The organism is Picosynechococcus sp. PCC 8807 (assembly GCF_001693295.1).
Classification (GTDB): domain Bacteria; phylum Cyanobacteriota; class Cyanobacteriia; order Cyanobacteriales; family MRBY01; genus MRBY01.
This window is the reverse complement of sequence record NZ_CP016483.1, coordinates 2,893,013-2,910,086: the sequence shown is the minus strand read 5'-3', so window position 1 is coordinate 2,910,086 and position 17,074 is coordinate 2,893,013. Positions and strand designations below refer to the sequence as shown.

Below are 17,074 nucleotides of genomic sequence, written 5' to 3'. Positions count from 1 at the left end.
TTGCCGTAATAATCTTGTATTACGTCATTAAAGCCGCGCAAAATGTAGCTTTCGTCACTAAGAAAAAAATTTATACTCCTTAAGATGAACCTTGGACTCAAGGATAATTTTTAATGAGCTGTATCTCCCCAGGGGATGTTGTTACCCACCAAGCCCTCAGCGGCCGTTGAGTCATATCCGTTGCATCACTTGGGTTTCTACCCTGTGGCGATCGCCCCTCCGCACACCCCTATGGATATTCATAAAAACCAATGCTGATGAACATTGCCGATAAAATCGTGATTCTCCATCAAGCGGAGTTGCAGGGGAACATCTGGGAAAAAATCCTCCATTCCCAAGGGCTACAGTCTGTGATCTTGCCCTTCAGCGTTGATCTGCAGGGAGAGCTCCTGGATTTGGCGGCGGCCCAACAATCTTTACCCAACTTGATTTTATTAGAGCAACAACTACCCAGCTTTGATACGGCGAAATTTTGCCAGTGGATGCAAAGCTTTGAGCAACCGATTCCAGTGATTTTAATTGCGGCCCAAACCCGTAAGGTGGCCCCGGCTGATCGAGAAACGGCGATCGCCAATGGAGCAGCGGATCTTTTACCTCAATTTGATCTCAATAGCATCGCGATCGAAGCCGTCAGTGGCCTCAAAACTGTCGCCAAGGTGCTGGGAAATATCAACATCGTCAACAATACCCTCGTCACCTGCATCATGGAACTGAAACGGGAGTTAGAAGCGGGTCAAGAATTTCCCGTTGCTCCCCCTGTCGTGTCTTCAAATACACCTGAACTAAAACCGCCCGCGCCGACCGTTGCCTCACCACCACCGGAAGCCCCTGCCCCCAAAACCCGTAAATATCGAGGCCGCGATTATTAAACTCCAGAGCGATCAATAAAAACCATGGCATAATAGCTTCGCCTCAGGTTAAGGCTTTGTACCATGGATCAAGTTTGGCGAGATAAATTTTGGGTACGGGATTGGCAACCAGGCGATCGCGCCGATGCGGCCAAGGTCATTGAACAGGTTTTAAAAGAGTACGGTTTACCTTGGGAACCGGAAGGAGCCGACGAGGAATTATTTAATATCGAAACCTATTATTGGCAGCAGGGTGGGGAATTTTGGGTCATCGAGCAGGCCGGAACCATTGTCGGCACTGCCGCCTACTACTCCATTCCTAAAGGCAACAAGGCCGTCGAAATCCGCAAGATGTACCTTCTGCCTGAAGTGCGGGGCCAGGGTTTAGGAAAATATCTCCTGGAGGAACTCGAAAAGGCGATCGCCAACCGGGGCTTTGCAGAAATCTGGATCGAAACTGTCACTGTTCTCAAGGAAGCGGTTCAACTCTATGAAAGCCAAGGCTATCAACCGATGACCGATGTCGAAACCGCCCGCTGTGACCTCGCTTATATAAAAAAACTTTGATCTCAAAAATAAATACCTGTGCGCTTCTGGAACAAGAAAAAAGCCCCACCAAAGATGAGGCCCAGAATTTAAGTCAATGTGTTCGGAAAAACTTGAGTCGTACTGCTCCGATCAGAACCTTAGAAGGTAAACGTTGTTCTAAGGGTACCGATCCAGGCACTATCTTCACCAAAAGCGCCTTCAGCAGAATTATTCAACCAAATCACGCCCGGTGTAATCGAGATATTGTCATTGATTTGGTACTTATAAAATCCTTCAATGTGAAGCGGCGTTTTATTGTCGCTCAGTAGTCCGCCAGATTCGCCATCACTATAGGGAGGTGCCCCCGCAAAAATACCAAGCACATTCCCTTCTTTACCCAGGTCGGCAAATGCGAGTCCTCCACCATAACTGTAAATCTCTACATCATTAGCATCGGTGTACATCCCAAAGCCACTAAGAGAAATTTTGTCAGAAATCTGGAAGGCAACCTGTGCTCCGTAGCTGTTCGCCTCAACGGTGGTATCGACATAGTTTCCGAATAAAGTACCGACAACTGGGGTGCCGCCGCCTGCATCAAAGATGGCATTCCCTCCTGTGTGGTAGCTATTGACATAGGTCAAACCTAAACCTAGGCGATCGCCAAGATTAAAATCTAATTGAGCCAGAGCTGCATATTCACCATTGAATAAACCATTACCTTCCGTCGGATCTGCCGCATTGTCTGCCAGATAGCCAAGACTTGCACCAATACTGTCAGAGAAATTAAAGCTTAGAGCGGCCCCAGCGCCACCACCGATACGATAAATCGGGCTTTCCGAAGCAAAGGTAGATAGCGCACCATTGCCACCATCAAAGTCTTCAAAGTAGGGATTATAGGTACTGTTTACATAATCACTATGGATCCCACCAGTCGCCGCAATGTAAAGATTGCCTTTTTCACCCAACGGTCTATAGTAAGCGAGCCAATCGACAATAACATCATTCCCGCCAGTATTACCAAGGTTAAATGTCTGTAGACCCATGCCCCCCGCAGAAGAATCCAGCAAGGCCTCTGCATTGCCTGCCGCAAGACGCGTAATGAGTTTATCTTTGCCAGTGAAACTGGTTTCTAGGGTCAGACGAACTCGGTCTTGGAAAACCGTTTGGGTGTCATCATCATCAACGGTCTGCTCACTAAAATAGTCTTTGAATTGTGCCTTGACAAGATCAAGTTCTTCCTCGGTGAGCGGGTCAGGGCCGCCAACATTTCGAGCGACATCATTGACGCGGGGATCAGTTAAGAGATTTTCTACATCATTCAGGAAAGCAATTACGCCCCCTGTACCTTGGTAGGCATCGATTCCCTTGAAAAATGGATTACCCGTTTCGTCAAAATCTCTAATGAGTTCACTTTCTTCGATCAAAAGCAGATTAATCCGAGAACGAACCGCCCTTGCCAACTGACCCTCGCCAATAATTGCGCCCCAACGGGGGTTAGTGGGGGGATTGGCATCTACAGGAAGAACAAGTTCACCGAGGCGTAGGGGGATCGAATCAGGATTACCGCCTTGTTGTGACTCAGCGTCTCCATTTTCACCGCCGTCTTCGCCTTCACCGCCTTCGTCTCCGACTCGTTCCGTGTAAAAAGTTAGAGAATCATCAAGGGGGTTAGTATCGCCAAAAGCATCGGTCACTGCAAAAATGACTTCTCCTTTGAGCTTCGTGGTTGTGGAAAACTGGTGATCTTCGAGAAATTCAACGCGACCTTCGAGATCATCAACGTGGGCACCGAGGGTAGCCAGTTCCGCTTCAAATTCATTAATCAAACGACGGAGTGCAGCAAGATCTTCGGGGGTTACTTCAGAACCACCACTTTGGATCATCCGCTCGATTTGTTGTAAACAAGCGTTTAGACCAGCCGCAAATTCATAACGACTGAGGGGACGGCTACCGCGAAATGTACCATCAGGATAACCAACGATACAGTTGTAGTTTTCAACGAGATTACGCAGTGCATCAAAGGCCCAGTCAGAGGGAGAGACATCACTAAGCTGGAAAACGCTATTAACCTGGGCAAGGTCATCTTGAGTGTAGTGATTGATTTGATCAAGAAGCGCTGTGTTTGCTTGGACTGTACTGGGACTGGCCAAAGACATCCCGGCTGTCGCCGCAGCAATAGGTAATGCACGCCAAAGGGCGATAGATGTTTTCATAGAGGACTCCTCACACAAATTGTCACATAAATCTTGAACAACAATGTGTTTCGCACATATTACACATAACAACTGAGTGCTTCATCACTCCATAGAAAGATTTAATTTTTTGAATAAAGTGATGTCCTGTCGTCAAGTTTAAATCAGCAGAAATTCACGATGGCGATCGCCAAAATTATGAAATCTGAAGTTTTAATCATTGTTCTATCGCTAGAGCGGTGTGGATAAATAATTTGCTTCTTCTAGGAAGTCTTTGAGGGCGGCGGGGAAAGAATCATAGGTCAATAAGCCCCCCTCGCAATTGCCCTGATCATCAAAATTGCCCCGGCATTCTTCGAGGCCCCAATCACTGGTTCTGTCGTAGCGATTGAGCATTAAATTCCAGCCCGCTTGGGTTTCACCGAGGATGGCCTTTGTCGCCACATAGCCCGCCAGCATCCCATTCACTTCATAGCCTTCTGTTTCTGCATTTTGAATCGCGGCCCACATCGCTTGGAGTCGTTCCCGGTGGAGGGGGTAAAACCGTTCTTCTTGGGAGACATCCTGTAAAGTTAAACCGTCTAGCTGCCAAACTTGCACGGGCGGAAAACTGCCAGCATAGCTACTGTAGCGATAGAGAAACCGATTATCACTGGTGACATATTCATAAATACCATTGCCATCGGGATCTTCGACGGGAATTGGCCCCCCATCAAAGGCCCCTAAATCGACCACTTCCCAGGTATTGTTGTCGGGATTTTGGGTGAAAATTTGCACCATGGCACAGCAATGGGCACCACCGGAATATTGGGAAAAAATCACCTCTGGGAAGTCATTATTAGGATCCATCTCCGCGATTTGCACCAGGCTATACATCATAAAGGAACTGTCTTCTGTCCGCCGTAACACTTCTCGCTCATCCACCTGAATGGTCAAAGTCGGGACATAGTTGCTCCAGCCCTCTGGATTGGTTTGTTCGGCATAGCTGAGATTCGCCGTTACTCCCTGGCTGGTAATACTTCCAGAGTGATCGGGGGTTTCGTAATCAAATTCTAGAGTTGCGACCTCGGCCTGGGCACCACTGCTGAAGCCTAGGGGAAAAAGTGCTGTGCTAATAAAAAAAGTGGCGATCGCCTTTTTGATACCCATTGCTATCTCTAAATTCTCAGGAGTTTTCTTTCAAATGGTAGGCAACGCCGTTGGGCCACTGACCCAAAAGTTCAGAAAATGTTGTAGTCTCCCCCAAGCTACAAAATAAAAAAACACCCCCATCTAGGAGGTGCCACAATAAATTCCAAGCCGTCAATGCTGTTCGGTAGACCTTAATAAGCGTCCTGGAGTTCGTAAAAATCAGGGGAAACATAGTCTTTCCGCAGCGGCCAGCCGATCCAATCTTCCGGCATCAAAATCCGCTTTAGGTTGGGGTGTCCTTCATAGACAATGCCGTACATGTCATAGCTTTCCCGCTCTTGCCAGTCGGCCCCTTTCCAGATCCAATACACCGAAGGTACCACTGGATTTTCTCTCGGTAGAAATACCTTAACGCGGACTTCTTCTGGGTCAGTCACGTTGTCTCCGACCTTCAGCAAATGGTAGAAACTCACCAATTCTTTGCCTGGCCCCAAATCATAGGCCCCTTGACATTGGAGATAATTAAACCCAAAGGCATAGAGAGCAGTGCAGAGGGGAATTAGGAGATCAGCATCGACTTTAATAATCTCGATACCAGAGTGATCTCGCTCTAAGGATTCGTGGCTAAAACCGTTTTCTGTCAACAATTGGGAGACAGCACCCGCCTCGACAATAGCGGCTTCTTCGGGGGTGGGGTTTTGATTTTCTTCTGCCATCGCTTAGGCCTCCTCTCTTTGTTTTGCGGTCAGCAGTGCAGGGGGAACAGGCATTCCCATCGCTTCGGTGAGTTCTTTCGGGGGGTTATTCCAGGTATCCATGCCCAGATATTTCCCGGTGAGAATTGGCTCTACCACTTTCATGCTGTGGGCGGTGCTGTAGTAGCGGTGGGTCTGTTCTGTTTTTAAAGACCGTTCTTGAATGGTTTCGTTAGAAACTTTTTTGCGCAATTTGATAATGGCATCAATGATGGCTTCTGGTCTGGGGGGACAACCGGGAATATACAGATCCACCGGAATCAGCTTATCCACGCCCCGAACGGCAGTGGTGGAGTCGCTACTGAACATCCCGCCGGTAATGGTGCAAGCGCCCATGGCGATGACATATTTCGGTTCGGGCATTTCTTCGTAAAGACGCACCAAGGCCGGGGCCATTTTCATGGTGACGGTACCAGCGACCAAAATTAGATCTGCTTGACGAGGACTAGAACGGGGCACGAGGCCAAAGCGGTCGAAGTCAAAGCGGGAGCCAAGGAGGGCGGCAAATTCGATAAAACAGCAGGCTGTCCCGTACAGGAGCGGCCACAGACTAGAGAGGCGCGCCCAGTTGTAGAGGTCATCAACGGTGGTGAGGATGACATTCTCCGAGAGATCTTGGGTGACCTGCGATCGCCCCATGGGGTTGAGCAGTTTTTCGGTTTGCTGTTGTTCAAAGGATGTCGGATTCATGACCATTCAAGGGCTCCTTTTCTCCAGGCGTACACAAGGGCAATCACGAGGATTGCGATAAAAATGAGGGCTTCAACAAAGGCAAGTAGGCCGAGTTGGTTAAAGGCCACCGCCCATGGGTAAAGGAAAACGGTTTCCACATCGAAGACAACGAACACCAAGGCGAACATATAGTAGCGGATGTTGAATTGAATCCACGCGCCGCCGATGGGTTCCATCCCTGATTCGTAGGTGGTTTTGCGTTCAGGCCCGCCCCCTTTAGGACGCAGCAGTTTCGATGCGGTGAGGGCAAGGATCGGGACTAGGCTACTGACGATGAGAAAGCCTAGGAAATATTCATAGCCGGAGAGGACAAACACTGGTGTTGTAATACCTCGCAGTTTTTTGACTTGGAATTTTTATGTCCTATCCAGTATAAAACCTATCCCGGCGGGATCATAGGTAGATGCTCCTAATCAATGACATAAGTGAGAGTTGAGGATTGGAACGCTCTTGTACTGGAGGCGATCGCCTTTACTGGCTAAGCGGAGCCAAAACCAGCGACCGGGCTTCGACAATGCTCAACCCTCGTTAATTTGTCAGCCCTCGTTAATTCTTCATTTTTGGTAATGCGACTCGTTTTGACATTCCGCCAAAACATGAAGACGATCCCAATCGCTATTCATCAAAGCTAACTTTTTCGCCCGACTCCAACCCTGCACCTGCTTCTCCCGATAAAAAGCATTGGCTACATGATCATAAATATTCTGCATAAACCAATTTAACAGGCAAACGTTTCTTCGTATGATTAGCCCCCTGCCCATTTTGATGCTGCCATAAACGCCGCTCTAAATCCTTCGTACTACCCGTATAAAACGATCCATCGGCACATTCCAAAATGTACATATGGGGCATAGTTGAACTCCTTGTTGTCAAAAGATCGGGCTTCGACTCCGCTCAGCCTTCATCTGTCTTAAAAGCTGGTTGAGCGAAGCCGAAACCAGCGACAAACCCAACATCGACCCAATACTAGCCAAAATTTCTGCACTCTCTTGGTCAAGCTCTGCGATCGCCTTTAAAGTCTCCTCTGGTTTGCGTAATGGTTCTTCCTCCGGTGCATTGGAATTTTTGCCGACAGATCCAACGATTCCAGATCAACTGGATAAGAGGCAAAAAGACGTCATTCAAAAAGATTTATGGTTTCTTCGGCTATGAAGCAACGTTTTGAGGGAATTTTTCGGCACAATCACAGTAGAGGCATTCGGTAGTAGAGGAGAAAAAAGCCATGGCGAAAAAGAATGATACGGCGGCATTGTTGGGAGCCTTGGTGATCACCTTGGGGTTATTGGGCGCTGGTGGCTGGTGGTTTCTCCAACAAAATCAATCTCTCCAGTTGCCGACTTCCCTGGGAGATGTAATTGGCCAGGGGGAAACCGCAAATCGCCTTAGTCGAGGGGAAAGGTTACTGCTCCAAGGCGATCGCCAACCGGAAAAAGAACAGGGAATTGCGGCCTATGGAACAGGAGATTTTCCGGAAGCAATTCGGCTCTTTCAAGCTTCTCTCCAGATCAGTCCTAACGATCCTGAAACTTTGATTTATCTGAATAACGCAAAAATCCGCCAGCAAACTGCCAATCCCCAGGCGATCGCCGTAGTGGTCTCTTTACCAGTGGATACCGATACAAGCGGCGCGAAGGAAATTTTGCGGGGTGTAGCCCAGGCCCAGAAGGAAGCCCTCGATGGGGGTCGCGGATTTTTGGTGGTACTTGCTGATGATGATGGGGATCCGGCGATCGCCGCTGAGGTGGCCCAAGCCCTCGCGGATCAAGCGGACATTTTGGGGGTGGTGGGTCATTTTAGTAGTGATACCAGTTTGGCGGCGGCCCAAATCTATGAGGCCGAGAACCTGGTGATGATTTCCCCCACGAGTACGGCGGTGTCCCTCTCCACGGCAGGGGATTATATTTTTCGGACGGTGCCCAGCGATCGCTTCACGGGGACAGCCCTGGCCAACTATCTTTTAGAGCGTCTGAATCAGCGGCAGGTAGTGGTGTTTTTTAACAGTACCAGTGGCTATAGTAATTCCCTCAAGGACAGCCTCACCACAGAACTCTTTACCCGTGGTGGCACCGTGGTGGCCGAGGTGGATGTGAGTCCAGGGGGATTTAATGGTGCCCAAGCTCTCACGGACGCGAAAAATAAAGGGGTAACGGCGATCGCCCTCGTCACCGATACCCCGACCCTCAACCAAGCGCTCCAGATCATCCAGGTGAATGAAAATCAGTTGCCTATTGTCGCTGGGGATAGTCTCTACAAGCCAGAAACCCTACAAATTGGTGGGCGCGATGCCGTGGATATGGTGGTGGCGATTCCTTGGCACATTTTGAACCATACCAATGGCACCTTTCCTCAGGTGTCCCGCGCTCTGTGGGGGGGTGATGTGAACTGGCGCACAGCCCTGAGTTACGATGCGGCGATCGCCCTCATGACCGGGATTCAACAAAGTGCCACACCCGATCGTCAAGGTTTGCAACAAATTCTCGCTAATCCAAATTTTTCCGCAGCGGGGGCAGCCCAAACGATTCAATTTTTGCCGTCGGGCGATCGCAACCAGGCCTTGGAAATGGTCACCGTCCAACCAGGGGAACGGTCGGGCTTTGGCTATGATTTTGTGCCAGTGCCCTAGGTGATGCTGATCTGGGCTTGGCTTACGGGGGACTTAACAATCCGACCAATGATCGCGCTTTGGGGATGACCTCCACTTTGTAATGTTTTTAGGCAAGTGTGGGCATTTTCTGGGGCGATCGCCGCCAAGAGTCCGCCGGAGGTCTGGGGGTCAAAAAGTAATTCATAGTCTGGCCGTTGCCGTTGAGCTGGGGTGACTTGAATAAACTGTTCGGCGGTGTGGTTTTGGGGCGCGAGGGAACTGGTTAAACCCCGTTGCAGAGTCTCCCTGGCCCCCTCCAAAATAGGCAATTGATCAAGGTAGATTTCAGCCCCTAAACCGCTGGGTTGCAACATTTCCAGAAGATGGCCTGCTAGTCCAAACCCAGTCACGTCGGTACAGGCCGTGGCCCCATGGTTTCGTAAAATCGCCGCCGCTATTTTATTGGACTGCACCATCGAGGCGATCGCCCCATCGAGCCAATGTCCTTTGGCTTGTCCTTGCATTTCTGCGGCGAAAAGAGTGCCTGTCCCTAAAGGTTTCGTTAGAATTAACAGCTGATCTAGCTTTAGCTCAGTTTTGCGCCAAATTGCGTCTTTTTGCAACAAACCATTGCAGGTCAAGCCCAGCCCCAGTTGATCCGCTTCATTGGTATGGCCGCCAATTAAAGCAATATTGTCCCGATTTAAAATTTCGACAACCCCTGCCAGCAATTGTTGCAACATTCCCTGTTGTACCCTCGCTTTCCCGTGGGGCAATGTGGCAAGGACGAGAACACTGTGGGGAGTTGCACCCATACTGTAAAGATCGCTCAGGCAATGATGGGTGACAATTTGGCCAAGTAGAAAGGGATCGTTGATTAAGCTCGGAAAATAATCAATGGTTTGGACGAGGAGTTGGTCCCTGGGAATTTGAATAATCGCCGCATCATCGGGTTGATCTAGACCGACGATCACATCGGCATGGGTAGGTAAGTTTAAGCCCTTGAAGCTGCTCGCTAAGATATCTTTGCTGACCTTAGCACCGCAACCAGCACAATACATTTTAGGTTGTTCTTGGGCTGGAAATTTGCTTGTCCGGGACATCTGAGGCAAGTCGGCAAATTGCGCCATAAATTTGCGATCAATGTGGTCTTTCCAGTGCCACAACAGAGGCGATCGCCAACTCAATTTTCCCCAGGTTGCAAAGGCCTGTTTGTCCCCCGTGCCAATGAGCGCAAGATAACGTTTTTGGGGATGGTAGGCTTCTAATGTTTCGCCCAGGATAACCCGCTGTAAATTCCGCAGTAATGGTTTCCCCTGGCGCACCGCAAAAACCCCCGCTTTGGGTCGCGGTTCGTCGCGCATGGTGGCAATATCGCCAGCGGCAAACACAAAAGGATGGGAAGGCGATCGCAGGGTTTGATCTACCAACACAAAACCGCGGTTATCAGTTTGCAGACCGCTTTCTTTGATCCAAGAGGGGGCTGCTGCCTGGGTCACCCAAATCACTTTGCCTGTCAGCACCAATCCCGACTGACACCGTACCCCCGTAGGTGTCACTTCAACGACCGTTTCCTGGAGATGGACTTGGACATTCCGCTGTTGCAGCAGCTTTTGCGCTTGGCGACTGACTTCAAGATTTTGGTTGGTGCCCATAAGTTGCTGGCCCCGGTGGACGAGGTGCAACTCTAATAATTCGGGCAAAGCTAAACGTTGGCTGAGGGCATGGTGAATATTAAAGGCGAGTTCTGTGCCCCCAGCCCCGCCCCCGACAATGATGATCCGTTGGGGTTGATCAGGCGCTTGGTTTGCTGTGTCGAGAATTCGTTGCCAAGCGTCGAGAAATTGGGGGACAGGTTTCGCGGCGATCGCATAGGCTTTTACCCCAGGGATCGTTTCCGTGGCCGGGGTACTACCAATATCCAGGGAAAGGTAATCAAAGCGGACAGGGGGACGATTTTCACAATGGACAACTTTTTGGTCAAGATCAAGGCCAATCACTTGATCTTTTAAAAAGTCTGCCTGGGCGAAGTGGGCCAAGCGCCGTAGATCGATGTGGGTTTCTTCGTAGCCATAAAAACCCGCCACATAGCCCGGCAACATCCCAGAATAGGGCGTATAGGTGACATTACTGATCAAGGTTAACCGCGCCTTGGCTCGCGGCTGCATCCCCCACATTTTTAAGGCGATCGCATGGCTATGACCCCCCCCAACAAAAACAAGATCACTCATTTTCTTAAATCCCAGGCCCCGGAAACGATGAAAAAGCTGCTGCTTGCTACCCTACCGCAAGCCAAGGTCAGAACGCTTAAAATCAATAAAAATCACCGCCATTGACCCCCATGACAACTTCTTCTCGTTTTTCTGCTGCCGAACGCATTGCTTCTTTAAAAACGGCGATCGCCGGTGGTGTGACTGCTGGATTACTGAGCTTCGGACTTTTGCTACTCCATCGTTTGGTTGGTTCTGAGGGGTTGCCCTTAAATTTTGGGGGCGGCCTTGGCACCCTCACCTTGCTGGTTAATCTGGGTACTTCCGCCCTATCCGGTGCCCTGTTTGCCCTGACTTACCGCTATGCGGTGCGCACCGATGATAATCCCCAATTAAATGCTGGGGTGATTGCGGCGTTTGCCCTGGTGCGGGGGGTAGCCCTGGTGGATGCGGGATCGGCGATCGCCCAAAAGGGTTGGCCCTTTGTGGCGGCCTGTGGCGAAAATTTTGTGGTCTTTGGTTTGACGGCTTTGGCGTTGAATTTCGGGAGGCAACAGGGCTGGCTTACACCATTTAAATAAACTTTTAGAATTCGGTAGCTCGGTAAAATAAGACCGTTCTTTCCCATTGTTTGCCTGTGTTAATTTCTGGCGATCGCCCTAGCCGTCTTTGTCCCTGCGGCAGTCAAAAGCCTTTGGCCCAATGTTGTGCCCCTTATCTTCAAGGTCAACTGGCTGCCCCCACCGCCGAAGCCCTGATGCAATCGCGCTACACCGCCTACTGTTTTCGGGATGTGGATTACCTGCTGAAGACGGAACATCCCAGCCGCCATACTGCCAATAGTCGCCAATTGATTACGGCAACGGCGAATAGCGTTTCTTGGTTGAGTTTAACTGTTCTCGCGACGGCAGCGGGCCAACCCCAGGACGAAACGGGCATGGTGGAATTTGTCGCCGTTTACCAGAAAGGAAAAACCGTGGGGCAACTCCACGAGCGATCGCAATTCATTAAAGAAAAAGGCCGCTGGTTTTACCTCGAAGGGGACATTCTGCCGCCCCTACAACCGAAGAAAAATGAACCCTGCTGGTGTAACAGTGGCAAAAAATTTAAACAATGCCACGGCAAGAAACGCTAAAGGGGCAAGCTTAGTTGAGGATCTTGCAACTGTTCAATAATTTTGAGATGGGCTTTTGAGAAAGGATAATCCTTGAGGCTTTGGAGCGATACCCAGCCTGCCCCCGATAAATTTACCCGATAAATTTGCGGTTCCACCTGGATTTTGAAATGGGTGTAGGCATGAAAAACCGTGTTTAAACGGCGTTCGTATTGTGCCCCCGGAAATAAATCCGTGAGTAAGGGCTGAATATTGCCTTCCTGGTTCGGAAATTCCCACAAGCCTCCCAAAAGTCCGTCCTGGGGCCGCTGCTGGATAAAAACTCGATTCTCCAGATTAAAGGCGATCGCCGCCACTATTTTTTTCGTGGGAATTTGTTTTTTCGGGGCCTTGCGGGGAAAATCCGTCGGTTGATGCTTGAGATAGGCAGTGCAATGGTTTTGCCAAGGACAGCGGGGACAAGCTGGGGTTTTCGCCGTGCAGAGGGTCGCCCCCAAATCCATCAAAGCTTGGTTAAAATCCCTGGGATTTTCTGGATCGAGCAAGTTTTCTGAAACATCCCATAGTTCATTCAACGCTTTAGCAGGCGGCACCTCTAGGGCAATTAACCGCGCCAAAACCCGTTTCACATTGCCATCGAGGATTGCTAACGGTAAATTGCGAGCCGAACTGAGAATGCCTCCAGCCGTCGTCCGCCCAATTCCCTTGAGGCGCAGAATCTTGTCTAAATCTTCAGGAAACTGCCCTGCAAAATCCGTCACCACCTGTTGCGCGGCCTGGTGGAGATTCCGCGCCCGGGCGTAATATCCCAACCCTTCCCACTGCTTTAAAACAGCCTGTAAATCCGCTGCGGCTAAGGCTTCCACCGTCGGGAACTGTTCTAACCACCGTTCGTAGTAGGGAATCACCGTTTTTACCTGGGTTTGCTGGAGCATGATCTCCGAAATCCAGACCCGATAAATATCCGGTTCGTTGCGCCAGGGTAATGTACGGCCCGCCCGCTGGTACCAATCCAAAAGCGATCGCCGCATCACTGTCAGATTTTCCGGTGTCCACAGGGCTACCATGGTCAAAAAAATTCTCCCTTAATGCAAAAAGAGCCTCAGCCAAAACTGAAGCTCTCTTTAGGTTTAGTACCCCCAAGGGAATTCGAATCCCTGTCGCCTCCGTGAAAGGGAGGTGTCCTAGGCCACTAGACGATGGGGGCTTGCGGACTGAGCAGAAGCGTTTCTGTTTGTTTCGCTTGCGACTCACAGTTATACAATCTAACTGAAGAATTTTGAGATGTCAACCCTTTTCCCAAAACTTTTTGGGAGGATTCATCTAACGGGAAATGGCCTGCTGGGTTGTCCGATTTTCAGCCACTGGGTTGCCCTCGCCCCGCACCGCCTGGAACATCCCAAACCGACACAGGCCCGTACCAAAGGCTAGGCGCATGAGCAGAATGGTCGGAATTTCCCGTACTGACTTGATAAAACCGGGTAGACCGTATTGCAGCCAACCCCAGGGCCGAATTGCGCCGACCCAAATTGTGTGCAACCAGGAAGGAAGGGTTTCTCGGCTCCAATCGGCGTTAATCACGTGATCTTGAACAAGACCTGTCTCCTCTAGCAGTTCCGAAAAGCCTTCGATGCTCGAAAATTTCGGGTGAGCCCATTGGTCAAGGAGTTGGGTCATCACGGGTTTTTCCCACCAGTTGAGGGGAATTTGGCGATCGTCCCGTTGGTTCCAGTCGGCGACAACTAATTTTCCACCGGGCTTCAGTACCCGAAGCAGTTCCTGGGCAAAAATCGCCTTATCGGGCATATGAGGGCCAGCTTCTACAGACCAAACCACATCAAAGCTACCATCGGCGAAGGATAAATTCATCGCATCATCAACGGCAAATTTCGCAGTCAATCCTGGGGTCGTAAGTTGGGTTGCCCGCTCCACTTGCTTGGGACTGATGGTGATCCCAGTTACGTCAAAGCCATAGTCTCGCGCGAGGATGCGGCTACTGCCACCGATGCCACAGCCCACATCCAGCACTTTGGTTCCAGGGGGTAATTGATCCAAACCGCCCCAGCGCACCATCTCATGGACAAAATCTGCCTTGGCTTTGAGGAAATTTTTCGCCCTCGGGGGGTTGCCATAGTGACCAAGGTGAATGTGTTCGCCCCAGTAATATTCCAGGATGCCGTCCTCTGTCCATTCGTCGTAGGAGTCGGCGACGGTGTCGGCAGATTGGTAACGGCGGGCTGTCAGCAGATAGCTAATGAGGGCGATCGCCAAAATTGTGGCACTAATCCCCAGGGCAAGGAGCAAGATATTCATGGGTTGAGTTTGCGTGAACTGCGGCAAAAAGGGCTCAAATTATCCTAACTGATCCACGCCGGGAGACAGGCGATCGCCTGTTTTAAAGCTTTGAGAATCGAAAAATCTATCCCAGGGAAGGTTGCTTTTACATCGTTGACCAGAAGCAGATTCTATATATTTTTGTTAAGTTGGACGGGCATCTACTGCAAAATATTCACTTTTTTTGATTTTTACGCAGCTTCAAGCATCTTTTTTTATGAATTTAGACTTTCTTACCCGAAGTATTTTGGGGAATACCCTCGCCGCCTATGCCATGGCGATCGCCGTGCTGGTGGTGGGCTTTCTCCTGATCAATGGGTTCAGGGCGCTCATTCTCAGTTCACTGCGGCGCTGGGCCAAAAAGACCCAAACGACCCTCGATCCGCGCATCACGAAAATTCTTAGTCAGTCCCTAGTGCGTCTCCTCTATGTGGGGAACGTTTTTTTGGCGATTGGGAATCTCAACTTGCACCCCATTCTGAACCAAGCGGTGCGGGCTTTGACGGTTATTGCCACGACGGTGATCGGCATTCAGCTCATTTCCCAATTGGCAGAATATGCGATTCGCTCTTACCTCCTGCGCAAAGGCGACATTGAGCTAGAACAGAGTTTTAGTGCGCTGATGCCCATTTTGCGCGCCATACTCTGGGCTATCGGTGCGGTCTTCCTCCTGGATAACCTTGGCTTTGATATCTCTGCTGTGGTTGCCAGTCTGGGGATTGGGGGTTTGGCGATCGCCTTTGCGGCCCAGGGGATTTTAACGGATTTATTCAGTTACTTTTCCATCGTCCTCGACCGTCCCTTTGCCCTGGGAGACTTTATTATCGTGGGCGATTTCATCGGTACCGTCGAATATATCGGCATCAAAACCACGAGGCTCAAGAGTCTCAGCGGCGAAGAAATCGTCATGGCCAACACCGACCTCACAGGCTCCCGCATCCGCAACTTTAAGCACATGAAGCGGCGACGGATTGTCTTTAATCTCGGTGTGCTTTACGAAACGCCTAAAGAAAAATTAGAAATTATTCCGGCCCTCATCCAGGACATCATTAGCGCCCAGGAACAGGTTAGTTTCGACCGGGCTCACTTTGCCAACTATGGCGATTTTAGTTTGAACTACGAAATTGTCTACTACGTTGAAAGTAGTGACTACGCCCTCTACATGGACACCCAACAGAAAATTAATCTAGCCATCTTTGAGGCGTTCAGTCAGCGGAACATTGAATTCGCCTACCCGACGAATGTGACCTACGTCCAGGGCTTAAATACCAACGCCGAAAAGGCGATCGCCCCAGAAACTGCCACGAACAGTTAATTCATTGAATTATTGATCACAGTGCTGCCCCCAAGTTTTAAATTTGGGGGTTTTTTCTGACCAGATATCGCCCCCAGCCACAAAATTTCGTCATAATAATCAACTGTTGCGTATTTCCCCAAAAGCGATGCCCCTTGCCCCCCTCAGTTGGCCAGAACTCGAAGCCCTCACCAATTTTCAGCTTGACTACGAAAACGGCCCGACCAACGCTCAATCCTGTTTACGGCTCTTTGGTCAGTCAGAAAGCGATATTCGGGTGACTTTCTACCGGGATAACCATGCCTGGTGTCCCTACTGCCAAAAGGTCTGGCTCTGGCTAGAGGAAATGCGCATCCCCTACCGCATCAAGAAAGTAACCATGTTTTGCTACGGCGAAAAAGAAGCCTGGTACAAACAAAAAGTCCCCTCTGGCATGCTGCCAGCCCTGGAACTCGATGGACGCATGATCACCGAGAGCGACGATATTTTGCTCGCCTTAGAACAGGCATTTGGGCCGCTCACTTTCAGTCTGACGGATCCCAGAGTTTTGCCCCTGCGTCGCCTCGAAAGATTACTATTCCGCGCCTGGTGCAATTGGCTCTGTCGACCACCGCTATTTCCCGGACAAGATAAAGAGGGCCGCCGCAAGTTTATCCAAGTGGTGCAACAGGTAGAAGAAGCCCTAGCCGCCACCCCAGGCCCTTACTTCCTCGAAGAATTTAGCGTTGTTGATGTGAGCTTTACGCCCTACGTAGAGCGGATGAATGCCAGCCTCTACTACTACAAAGGCTATTCCCTGCGGGAGGAAAATCCTGGATTTGCCGCCTGGTTTGACGCCATGGAAACCCGTGCAACCTATCGGGGTACCCAGAGTGATTTCCATACCCATGTCCATGACCTTCCCCCACAAATGGGCGGCTGCTATGCCAACGGGGAACCCCAAGCTTTAGAGAACCAGCTCAAAGTTGATGAAGGGGATTGGTTCGGGCTGCCGGATGTCGCTTACCCTGAGCCAGCCAACGCCAAACAAGAAGCCCTGTACCGGGTGATTAAACATCGTCGCAATATTGTTAAGGTTAACCCTGCCAACGATCAATTTTTTGACCAAGCGTTGCGCTGTGCCCTGACCGCCATGATGACAGGAGAAGTTTGTGAACCGCCCCAGGATGCCGACAAAGCCCTGCGGTATCTGCGCGATCGCCTGAATGTACCGAGAGATATGTCGATCTATGCGGCGAAACATTTACGGACGGCTTTGGAAAATACCGCGAAACTGGCTGGCGAGAGACAAGGGGAACCAATCCCGGTGCGCCACCGCCGCGACCAAGATCCGGTTAATTTTCGTTAGGGCT

General features: G+C 50.2%; 17 protein-coding genes and 1 tRNA gene. 8 read left to right on the top strand and 10 right to left on the bottom strand.

The window, feature by feature from the left end; all coding sequences use genetic code 11:
* Positions 1-251 precede the first annotated feature (251 nt).
* Positions 252-869 carry a response regulator gene (locus tag AWQ24_RS13955; protein WP_030007748.1) on the top strand — a complete coding sequence of 206 codons (618 nt, stop codon included), beginning with the start codon at positions 252-254 and terminating at the stop codon, positions 867-869.
* A 63-nt stretch (positions 870-932) separates the two neighbouring features.
* Positions 933-1,415 carry a GNAT family N-acetyltransferase gene (locus tag AWQ24_RS13950; protein ID WP_065717161.1) on the top strand — a complete coding sequence of 161 codons (483 nt, stop codon included), beginning with the start codon at positions 933-935 and terminating at the stop codon, positions 1,413-1,415.
* A gap of 119 nt (positions 1,416-1,534) precedes the next feature.
* Here the strand turns inward: AWQ24_RS13950 and AWQ24_RS13945 are convergent, their stop codons facing one another.
* The 6 genes from AWQ24_RS13945 to AWQ24_RS16775 all read right to left on the bottom strand — a co-directional run bounded on the left by AWQ24_RS13945 (position 1,535) and on the right by AWQ24_RS16775 (position 7,029).
* Positions 1,535-3,589 carry an iron uptake porin gene (locus tag AWQ24_RS13945; RefSeq protein ID WP_065717160.1) on the bottom strand — a complete coding sequence of 685 codons (2,055 nt, stop codon included), beginning with the start codon at positions 3,587-3,589 and terminating at the stop codon, positions 1,535-1,537.
* Between the two features lie 210 nt (positions 3,590-3,799).
* On the bottom strand, positions 3,800-4,717 hold the full coding sequence (locus AWQ24_RS13940; protein ID WP_065717159.1) for a hypothetical protein: 918 nt from the start codon (positions 4,715-4,717) through the stop codon (positions 3,800-3,802).
* 173 nt (positions 4,718-4,890) lie between these two features.
* Positions 4,891-5,415, bottom strand: a complete 525-nt coding sequence (locus tag AWQ24_RS13935) for an NAD(P)H-quinone oxidoreductase subunit J (protein ID WP_012308342.1) — start codon at positions 5,413-5,415, stop codon at positions 4,891-4,893.
* Positions 5,416-5,418: 3 nt separating this feature from the next.
* Positions 5,419-6,150, bottom strand: a complete 732-nt coding sequence (ndhK, locus tag AWQ24_RS13930) for a photosynthetic/respiratory NAD(P)H-quinone oxidoreductase subunit K (protein ID WP_012308341.1) — start codon at positions 6,148-6,150, stop codon at positions 5,419-5,421.
* On the bottom strand, positions 6,141-6,503 hold the full coding sequence (gene ndhC / locus AWQ24_RS13925) for a photosynthetic/respiratory NAD(P)H-quinone oxidoreductase subunit C (RefSeq protein WP_012308340.1): 363 nt from the start codon (positions 6,501-6,503) through the stop codon (positions 6,141-6,143). Before ndhC ends, ndhK begins: the two co-directional genes overlap by 10 nt.
* Positions 6,504-6,879: 376 nt before the next feature.
* A complete protein-coding gene (locus AWQ24_RS16775; RefSeq protein ID WP_397428277.1) occupies positions 6,880-7,029 on the bottom strand; it encodes a GIY-YIG nuclease family protein in 150 nt (49 codons plus the stop codon).
* Positions 7,030-7,107: 78 nt separating this feature from the next.
* Here AWQ24_RS16775 and AWQ24_RS16305 point away from each other — a divergent pair, with 78 nt between their 5' ends.
* Entirely contained in the window at positions 7,108-7,338 is a 231-nt protein-coding gene (locus AWQ24_RS16305; protein WP_157096876.1) for a hypothetical protein, read from the top strand.
* Positions 7,339-7,408: 70 nt separating this feature from the next.
* On the top strand, positions 7,409-8,809 hold the full coding sequence (locus AWQ24_RS13915; protein ID WP_065717158.1) for an ABC transporter substrate-binding protein: 1,401 nt from the start codon (positions 7,409-7,411) through the stop codon (positions 8,807-8,809).
* Here AWQ24_RS13915 and selD read toward each other — a convergent pair.
* Positions 8,806-11,001 carry a selenide, water dikinase SelD gene (selD, locus tag AWQ24_RS13910; protein ID WP_065717157.1) on the bottom strand — a complete coding sequence of 732 codons (2,196 nt, stop codon included), beginning with the start codon at positions 10,999-11,001 and terminating at the stop codon, positions 8,806-8,808. The two genes, AWQ24_RS13915 and selD, sit on opposite strands and share 4 nt — an antisense overlap.
* Before the next feature lie 110 nt (positions 11,002-11,111).
* Here selD and AWQ24_RS13905 point away from each other — a divergent pair, with 110 nt between their 5' ends.
* Complete coding sequence (locus tag AWQ24_RS13905; protein ID WP_065717156.1) at positions 11,112-11,561, top strand: hypothetical protein; 450 nt, start codon at positions 11,112-11,114, stop codon at positions 11,559-11,561.
* 56 nt (positions 11,562-11,617) lie between these two features.
* Positions 11,618-12,115 carry a YchJ family protein gene (locus AWQ24_RS13900; protein WP_041443673.1) on the top strand — a complete coding sequence of 166 codons (498 nt, stop codon included), beginning with the start codon at positions 11,618-11,620 and terminating at the stop codon, positions 12,113-12,115.
* On the opposite strand, the gene mutY is transcribed toward AWQ24_RS13900, so the two are convergent.
* From mutY to AWQ24_RS13885, 3 genes are all read right to left on the bottom strand, one after another.
* Positions 12,112-13,161: an A/G-specific adenine glycosylase gene (gene mutY, locus AWQ24_RS13895; protein ID WP_083993545.1), complete on the bottom strand. Its 1,050-nt coding sequence runs from the start codon at positions 13,159-13,161 to the stop codon at positions 12,112-12,114. The genes AWQ24_RS13900 and mutY overlap by 4 nt on opposite strands.
* 67 nt (positions 13,162-13,228) lie before the next feature.
* Positions 13,229-13,301 (bottom strand) — tRNA-Glu (locus AWQ24_RS13890).
* A gap of 116 nt (positions 13,302-13,417) precedes the next feature.
* Positions 13,418-14,407: a methyltransferase domain-containing protein gene (locus tag AWQ24_RS13885; RefSeq protein WP_065717155.1), complete on the bottom strand. Its 990-nt coding sequence runs from the start codon at positions 14,405-14,407 to the stop codon at positions 13,418-13,420.
* Between the two features lie 238 nt (positions 14,408-14,645).
* Between AWQ24_RS13885 and AWQ24_RS13880 the strand changes: the two genes are divergently transcribed.
* Both AWQ24_RS13880 and AWQ24_RS13875 read left to right on the top strand, forming a co-directional pair.
* Positions 14,646-15,743 carry a mechanosensitive ion channel family protein gene (locus tag AWQ24_RS13880; RefSeq protein WP_065717399.1) on the top strand — a complete coding sequence of 366 codons (1,098 nt, stop codon included), beginning with the start codon at positions 14,646-14,648 and terminating at the stop codon, positions 15,741-15,743.
* A 127-nt stretch (positions 15,744-15,870) separates the two neighbouring features.
* Positions 15,871-17,070 (top strand): glutathione S-transferase family protein, encoded by a 1,200-nt coding sequence (locus tag AWQ24_RS13875; RefSeq protein WP_065717154.1) that lies wholly within the window; start codon positions 15,871-15,873, stop codon positions 17,068-17,070.
* Positions 17,071-17,074 lie beyond the last annotated feature (4 nt).

Bases quoted from the DNA above. Each gene is read 5' to 3' on its own strand.
- AWQ24_RS13955 (WP_030007748.1), top strand. From the start codon at position 252: ATGCTGATGAACATTGCCGATAAAATCGTGATTCTCCATCAAGCGGAG.
- AWQ24_RS13950 (WP_065717161.1), top strand. From the start codon at position 933: ATGGATCAAGTTTGGCGAGATAAATTTTGGGTACGGGATTGGCAACCA.
- AWQ24_RS13945 (WP_065717160.1), bottom strand. From the start codon at position 3,589: ATGAAAACATCTATCGCCCTTTGGCGTGCATTACCTATTGCTGCGGCG.
- AWQ24_RS13940 (WP_065717159.1), bottom strand. From the start codon at position 4,717: ATGGGTATCAAAAAGGCGATCGCCACTTTTTTTATTAGCACAGCACTT.
- AWQ24_RS13935 (WP_012308342.1), bottom strand. From the start codon at position 5,415: ATGGCAGAAGAAAATCAAAACCCCACCCCCGAAGAAGCCGCTATTGTC.
- ndhK (WP_012308341.1), bottom strand. From the start codon at position 6,150: ATGGTCATGAATCCGACATCCTTTGAACAACAGCAAACCGAAAAACTG.
- AWQ24_RS16775 (WP_397428277.1), bottom strand. From the start codon at position 7,029: ATGTACATTTTGGAATGTGCCGATGGATCGTTTTATACGGGTAGTACG.
- AWQ24_RS13915 (WP_065717158.1), top strand. From the start codon at position 7,409: ATGGCGAAAAAGAATGATACGGCGGCATTGTTGGGAGCCTTGGTGATC.
- selD (WP_065717157.1), bottom strand. From the start codon at position 11,001: ATGAGTGATCTTGTTTTTGTTGGGGGGGGTCATAGCCATGCGATCGCC.
- AWQ24_RS13905 (WP_065717156.1), top strand. From the start codon at position 11,112: ATGACAACTTCTTCTCGTTTTTCTGCTGCCGAACGCATTGCTTCTTTA.
- mutY (WP_083993545.1), bottom strand. From the start codon at position 13,161: ATGGTAGCCCTGTGGACACCGGAAAATCTGACAGTGATGCGGCGATCG.
- AWQ24_RS13885 (WP_065717155.1), bottom strand. From the start codon at position 14,407: ATGAATATCTTGCTCCTTGCCCTGGGGATTAGTGCCACAATTTTGGCG.
- AWQ24_RS13880 (WP_065717399.1), top strand. From the start codon at position 14,646: ATGAATTTAGACTTTCTTACCCGAAGTATTTTGGGGAATACCCTCGCC.
- AWQ24_RS13875 (WP_065717154.1), top strand. From the start codon at position 15,871: ATGCCCCTTGCCCCCCTCAGTTGGCCAGAACTCGAAGCCCTCACCAAT.